The 6441-nt window shown below is 44.4% G+C and carries 4 protein-coding genes and 1 pseudogene; 4 read left to right on the top strand and 1 reads right to left on the bottom strand.

The window, feature by feature from the left end; all coding sequences use genetic code 11:
* Nucleotides 1-47: 47 nt before the first annotated feature.
* The 3 genes and pseudogenes from dndC to dndE form a co-directional block, all read left to right on the top strand.
* Nucleotides 48-1193: pseudogene (dndC, locus tag V2H45_RS24630) on the top strand (DNA phosphorothioation system sulfurtransferase DndC); the annotation flags it as partial.
* On the top strand, nt 1190-3184 hold the full coding sequence (dndD, locus tag V2H45_RS24625) for a DNA sulfur modification protein DndD (protein ID WP_330486342.1): 1995 nt from the start codon (nt 1190-1192) through the stop codon (nt 3182-3184). The pseudogene dndC and the gene dndD, both read left to right, overlap by 4 nt.
* Before the next feature lie 35 nt (nt 3185-3219).
* Nucleotides 3220-3615 carry a DNA sulfur modification protein DndE gene (gene dndE / locus V2H45_RS24620; RefSeq protein WP_330486341.1) on the top strand — a complete coding sequence of 132 codons (396 nt, stop codon included), beginning with the start codon at nt 3220-3222 and terminating at the stop codon, nt 3613-3615.
* Between the two features lie 38 nt (nt 3616-3653).
* Here dndE and V2H45_RS24615 read toward each other — a convergent pair whose 3' ends face one another.
* Nucleotides 3654-4229 carry a Uma2 family endonuclease gene (locus tag V2H45_RS24615; RefSeq protein ID WP_330486340.1) on the bottom strand — a complete coding sequence of 192 codons (576 nt, stop codon included), beginning with the start codon at nt 4227-4229 and terminating at the stop codon, nt 3654-3656.
* Between the two features lie 250 nt (nt 4230-4479).
* On the opposite strand from V2H45_RS24615, the gene V2H45_RS24610 reads away from it, so the two are divergent.
* The coding region (locus V2H45_RS24610) for a DNA phosphorothioation-associated putative methyltransferase (RefSeq protein WP_330486339.1) at nt 4480-6441 on the top strand (1962 nt) is incomplete at its 3' end.

Raw genomic sequence — 6441 nt, 5'->3', positions numbered from 1 at the left:
AAGGAAAGGCTCTGGCAGTTTAACGGTAGACATTTTTACGCCGTAGTCTACTAGGCACACGCAAAGCTGAAAGTACACGCCGATCTAGGTCAATGAGCGACCATGAAATCGGTAGCATCGGCGATCGCATTGGTGACAGCACGCTAACCTCTTTGCTTTACCACGGCAGCCTACCCAACTCCTTGATCTATAGCCCCATTGCCGACTGGCGCAACGACGAGGTTTGGCTCTATTTGCATCAGTATCCCAACCCTTGGGGCAACAGTAATAAAGATCTTTTCACAATGTATCGCGGCGCAACCGCCGATAACGAATGTCCCCTTGTTCTTGACAGCAGTACCCCTAGCTGTGGTGACTCACGTTTTGGTTGCTGGGTCTGCACCTTAGTCAACAAAGACAAATCCATGGAGGCAATGATTCAAAACGATGACGAAAAAGAATGGATGCAGCCCCTGCTTGAACTACGCAACGCCCTAGACAATCCCGATGATTGGGATAAACGCGATTTTCGCCGTATGAGCGGCAACGTGCAGTTATTTACCCACAACAACGACGGCAAGCAAGAAGTGAAGCCAATTCCGGGACCTTATACAAAAAAAAGGCGCGAACATTGGCTCCGAGAATTGCTCAAAGCTCAAACCCTTGCCCGCAAAAATGCACCGCCCGAAATGCAAGCGATCGAACTGATCACCCAAGCCGAACTCAGCGAAATTCGACGAATCTGGCGCGAAGACAAACATGAATTTGACGACGCACTTCCGCGTATTTATCTCAAAGAAACAGGCGAAAAATTTCAAGACATCAATTCCAATGATAGCCAGAGTCTGCTCGGAGCTGATGAATGGGAAATCCTTGCGAACCTCTGCGGTGAAAATGCCATGCATCTAGAACTGACTACCAAACTGTTAAGTGTAGAAAGACAGCATTACGGCAAAATGCGGCGGGTTGGCATTTATGAAGCCCTAGAAAAATGTTTCGAGACCAGTTCGCGTTCTCAAGAAGAAGCACTTAAAAATGCTCATCGTTTCAAAGATCTTAAAGATGCTGCCCAAGAAGGAGATGTTGACAAAGTGCGCCAACTAGCTCTAGGGGAAGTACAGAAGAGTGCTGAACCTGAGACCTCACCTAAAGCGAGTAATTGGGCATCCATGAAATTTGGCGCACCAGTAGCACCATCAGAGGTAAAGTCTTGATTTTTCGAGAATTAATTCTGCAAAACTTTGGTGCATATCAAGGGCGACACATCATTGACCTCACCGTCGCAGTCAATCAGGAACATCCCCCCATCATTTTGTTAGGAGGATTGAATGGAGGTGGAAAAACTACCTTTATTGATGCGTTACGCCTCGTACTATATGGCGCAAAAGCCCAATGCTCCACGAGAGGGAACCTAAGCTATGGCGAATTTTTGTCTCAAAGCGTGAATCGTGATGCCAAAATGGGTGAAGAGGCGACGATTGAACTAGTTTTTGAGCAAGCCAGTTTCAATAAATCCGAACTTCGCCAAGTCCCGATCTCCGTCTCCCGTCGCTGGACACAGCAGCCAAAAAACGGTCGCGATATTTTAGAAGTTCGTGTCGATGGCTGGAATAACGAAGTCCTGACGAACACTTGGGATGAATTTATCGAAGAGATCATGCCCATTGGTATTTCAGGCTTATTTCTGTTTGATGGTGAGCAAGTTCGAGAACTTGCCTTACAAGACACGCCGACCCAAGGAATAGTCGATGCCATTCGTACCATTCTAGGACTAGAACTCGTCGATCGCTTAGAAATCGATTTAGAAGTATTAGCCAGCAAAAAACGTCGTGAATCCGTTGATACAGAAGCCTTTAGTAAACTTGCAGAGATTGAAACATTAATTACACAGCAATTCGCAGAGATTGAATTAGAAGAAGAACACAAGACCCAACTGGAAGCCGATCTAGAAACGGCTAAAGTATCTTTAGTAGAAGTCGAACGCGAATTTATGCGTAAGGGTGGAAAAGCTGCGGGAGACAAACAAGAACTAGAGCAAAGCTATCAGCACCTGAGAGCAGAAGCCGATCGGCAGAGAAAGGAATTACTAGGTTTGGCAGAAACCTGTTTACCACTGATGCTGATTAAATCTCCTCTTTTAGAGCAAGCAATCGAACAAAGTAAAAAAGAGCTACATCTTCAAAAAGCCAAAGCCGCCCTTGATCTGATTAAAGAACGCGATCGCAAATTATCTGAATTTATCCAAAAGCAAAACTTCCCTAAAAAACATATCCGCTTAGTTCAGGAGTTTCTAGAGGCAGATCTTGCCCAACTGGAAGATGAATCTCAGCATGGCGAAGCATTATTAGGCGTTGATTCCGACCTACTGCACGCACTTTCAACGCTCTTGGAATATGATTTACCTCAAACTGCTGCCTTAGCAAATTCTATAGTGCAAAAGCTAGAATCCTGTGATCGCGAAAGTATGCAAATACAAAATGTTATTGCCTCTGCTGCAAGCCCAGAAATCTATCAACAGCTCTTACAGAAGAAAGAAGAAGCTGAATCAATTTGTGAATCCTTAGAAAATGAGCTAGACGATACTAAGCGGAACTTAGCACTTCTCGAACGTAAGTTAGCCTCAAGCAAAAGAGAACTAGAAAACTATGGAACAACCATTGTCGCAAGAGGCAATCTAGAATTTTTCTTCCAATCCGTAGGCAAAGTACAAACAACGCTAGATTTATTTAGGAAAGAACTCACAGCTCACAAAATTGCTCAACTGGAAAATAGTGTCACAGAATGCTTTCTACATCTTTTGCACAAATCTCGACTCGTTCATCGCATTACGATCGCACCTGATACATTTCGGCTAGAACTTTATAATGCAGAAGGTAAGCCTGTCCCCAAACATCGCCTCTCAGCAGGTGAAAAACAAATGCTAGCGATCGCTTTCCTATGGGGATTAGCCCGTGTTTCAGGCTGTCAATTACCAATTGTGATTGATACACCCCTCGGTCGGCTGGACTCATCCCATCGCCTTAATCTTTTAGACCGCTACTTCCCAAATGCCAGCCAACAAGTAATTTTACTCTCTACCGACACAGAAATTGGCAAAGAAGAAGTAACTCGTCTCCGCCAAAACAACCTTATTGCCCACGAATACCTCTTAGATTATGACGAATCTACAAACCGAACCTTCGTGCGATCGGGATACTTCTGGTAATTGACAACTGACAACCGATAACCAATCACTAACCTATGGAACCACCTGTTGACCGCATTCGTCTCTCCCAAACTGCCAGAGAGCAACTACTCAAACTCAAACGTACTACTCATATCGAACATTGGAATGTCCTCTGTCGTTGGGCATTATGCAAATCTTTAGCCGAGCCTACTCCCCCTTCCATCATTAACATTCCCGCAGACAGTAATGTGGAGATGACTTGGCAAGTTTTTGCAGGCAACCTGTCAGATATTCTTGCGATCGCTCTCAAACAACGCTGCCACAATGATGGACTAGGAACGAATAAAGAAACCCTTGCTACTCAGTTTCGCCTCCACCTCCATCGAGGGATTGGATATTTAGCAGGCGATCCAAGCATTAAGAAAATAGAAAACTTGATTGAAGTTTTAGGAATCACAGAAGATAAATAGCTAAATGTTTTAGATGGCTAAAGGGAATCAAGTTCATTCTAAACATTGAAAATCCGATCAGGTGTTAGCTGCAATTCGGTAAATAGTAAAGATTTAATATTTTCTTCTTCTCGATAAACTATCTCTTCATAAAGTCCATCTTCGAGTAGTAAAACAGTAACCTTGCGATCGCTAAAATCAATAATCCAATATTCAGGAATCTCGATCGCATTATATTCTGCTCGTTTCTTTCGGTAATCAATATTGCGAGTACTATCGCTCACAATTTCTACAACCAGTAAAGGAATAGAATCTATTAACACAGCTTCGCGGAACTTGATTTCATTCCATTGCTCAGAGGTAACCACCATAACATCAGGTATCCGACAAGTGATTTTGCCACCTATAAGCCCTGTTTGAACAGCAATTAATTCTTGTTTTGAGATCAGAGGCAATTGCCGACGTTGAATCTCTGAGCGAAAAGCATCATTAACAAATTCGCTCATGCCTCCATGAATTCCTGTAGGCTGAGCCATCGCGACTAACTCCCCATTTACCAGTTCATAACGTGCATCTGTTCCGTCATTGTATTCAAGATATTCTGAAAGCGTCAGTAAAGGACTTACAACAATCATTTTAATTCTCCTGATAGTTTCAGAGTCTTTTCAGGCTCTAAGACTCAAAATAATCTTCTAAAAGCATAAATTCAACTTAGTTTCGCTGATATTGATATTTTAGCAACTTACGTAAGGATTAGCTTGTTTTATCTCTGCTCGTTTATTGTTAAAACATAGTGCGTCAAGAATACAACAAGCTGGTCAGGAGCGATCGCTCCTGTGATGTTCGTATTATCTTGGAATAACTACAAGCAGTGAAAACTTTTTCATGCTAACGAACATTTGGAATACCAACGACCTCATCACCCTTTGCCAGCAAAGTAAGATCGGCAAAAAACTGCCTACGGCTTTCTACATTCATACATCAGCCATAGCTGCTCTCGATCCATACTTGCAAGACTATGAAGCACAAGCCAGAGCTTTTTTGCCCGATCTCAGCACCTTTACGCTCATAAAGTTCAGCTACGATCGACCTAAAATTTCTTTCCTCCTTTACCCTACCTTTAATAACGAACCTCACCCCACACTCCACACTAGTATTCAAGTCGATCTCGAAATCCAAGAGATCCAGCACAGAGACTACAGCACATCCATCAATCCGCCAATTCTGCATCGCAAAGAAACCTTTGTTACAACTGACTATCCTCACTACCAAACCTTTGCCGAACTAACTCGCCAAGAAGAAGCGATCGGACTGCTACGCGAAACTCGTACTATCGGTACGCGCAACGGATGGGAGCAACGCCTACAAGAATTTAACGTCAAAATCGAAGGGCATCGAGTCATTCCATTACAAATTGATCGCCAAATTCAATTTCAGCCCAAAATAGAACGCCACAAAGCCGCTATCCACCGACCAGATTTATCCAAGCCAGTCCGTCTAGCCCTAGAGGCAGGGCTATTAACCGAAGGCTCAACCTTTTTTGACTACGGCTGCGGACATGGAGAAGACATTAAGCGGATTCGCGATCGCGGCTTTATCAGTAGTGGTTGGGATCCATACTACCGCCCTCAAAGCGATCGCACCCCTGCCGATATTGTAAATCTTGGCTATATTATCAACGTAATCGAATCCCAAGCAGAAAGACACGAGTCACTGCTTAAAGCTTGGGAACTAGCACAACGGGTTCTAATCGTCTCCGCACAGGTTCTGATCGGTGATGTCGGACAAGGACAAATTGCCTACAGCGATGGTGTGGTCAGCAGTCGAAATACATTCCAAAAATACTACGAGCAAGAAGAACTCAAACTCTACATCGATCGCGTCTTAGGAGTAGATTCTGTTCCCGTCGCCTTGGGCATCTATTTTGTGTTTCGCGATGACGCACAAGCACAGAGCTTTAGAGCATCGCGTTTTCACTCCCGTGCCACAACGCCTAGAATTAGAGTCGCCTCCAAACGCTTTGAAGATTACCGAGAGCTACTGTCGCCTCTCATGGAATTCTTCACAGAAAGAGGTAGGCTGCCCCTTGGCGAAGAATTGCGAAACTTCGATGCCCTGCTTGCTGAATTTGGTACAGTGCGTCGAGCCTTCAATCTGATCGTGCAGGCAACCAATCAAGACGAATGGGATGCGATCGCCGATAAACGCCGTCAAGATATTCTGGTGTTTCTCGCCCTCAGTAACTTTGACAATCCCTACAAACGGCTCAAACTCAGTCAACTCTCGACCCAATATCAAACCGATATCAAAGCTCTGTTTGGTTCTTATCAAGCTGCCTGCACCACGGCTGACCTAATGCTATTCAACCTAGGCAGACCAGGCTTTATCGCTACCTGCTGTCAAAACAGCAAAATCGGACGTTTAGATCGCCAAGCCCTTTTCGTTCATGTTTCTGCTCTGGATCGTCTCGACACGATGCTGAGGCTCTATGAAGGCTGTGCCAGCCGCACCATTGGCAGAATGGATGGAGCCACCCTGATCAAATTTCACCTGCACAAGCCCAAAATAACCTACCTATTTTATCCCGATTTTGATGACGTTCCACACCCTAAGATGCAAGCCTCGATGCAAATCGACTTGAGAGATTTACACGTTCGCTATCGCGACTATCACAACTCAGACGATCCACCCGTGCTGCATTGCAAGGAGACCTATGTGAGCCCTGACTATCCACAGTACGAAAAGTTTGCCAAGTTGACCAAGCAGGAAGAAAACTGGGGACTGTTGGACAACATAAGGGCACCTCTAAAAATCAGTCAGAGACGAAAAACGAAAATAAAAAGAGAG

Source organism: Tumidithrix elongata BACA0141 (assembly GCF_036349135.1).
GTDB classification, from domain to species: Bacteria; Cyanobacteriota; Cyanobacteriia; order Pseudanabaenales; family Pseudanabaenaceae; genus Tumidithrix; species Tumidithrix elongata.
This window is presented reverse-complemented; position numbering and strand designations above follow the sequence as displayed.

Bases quoted from the DNA above. Each gene is read 5' to 3' on its own strand.
- dndE (WP_330486341.1), top strand. From the start codon at position 3,220: ATGGAACCACCTGTTGACCGCATTCGTCTCTCCCAAACTGCCAGAGAG.
- V2H45_RS24615 (WP_330486340.1), bottom strand. From the start codon at position 4,229: ATGATTGTTGTAAGTCCTTTACTGACGCTTTCAGAATATCTTGAATAC.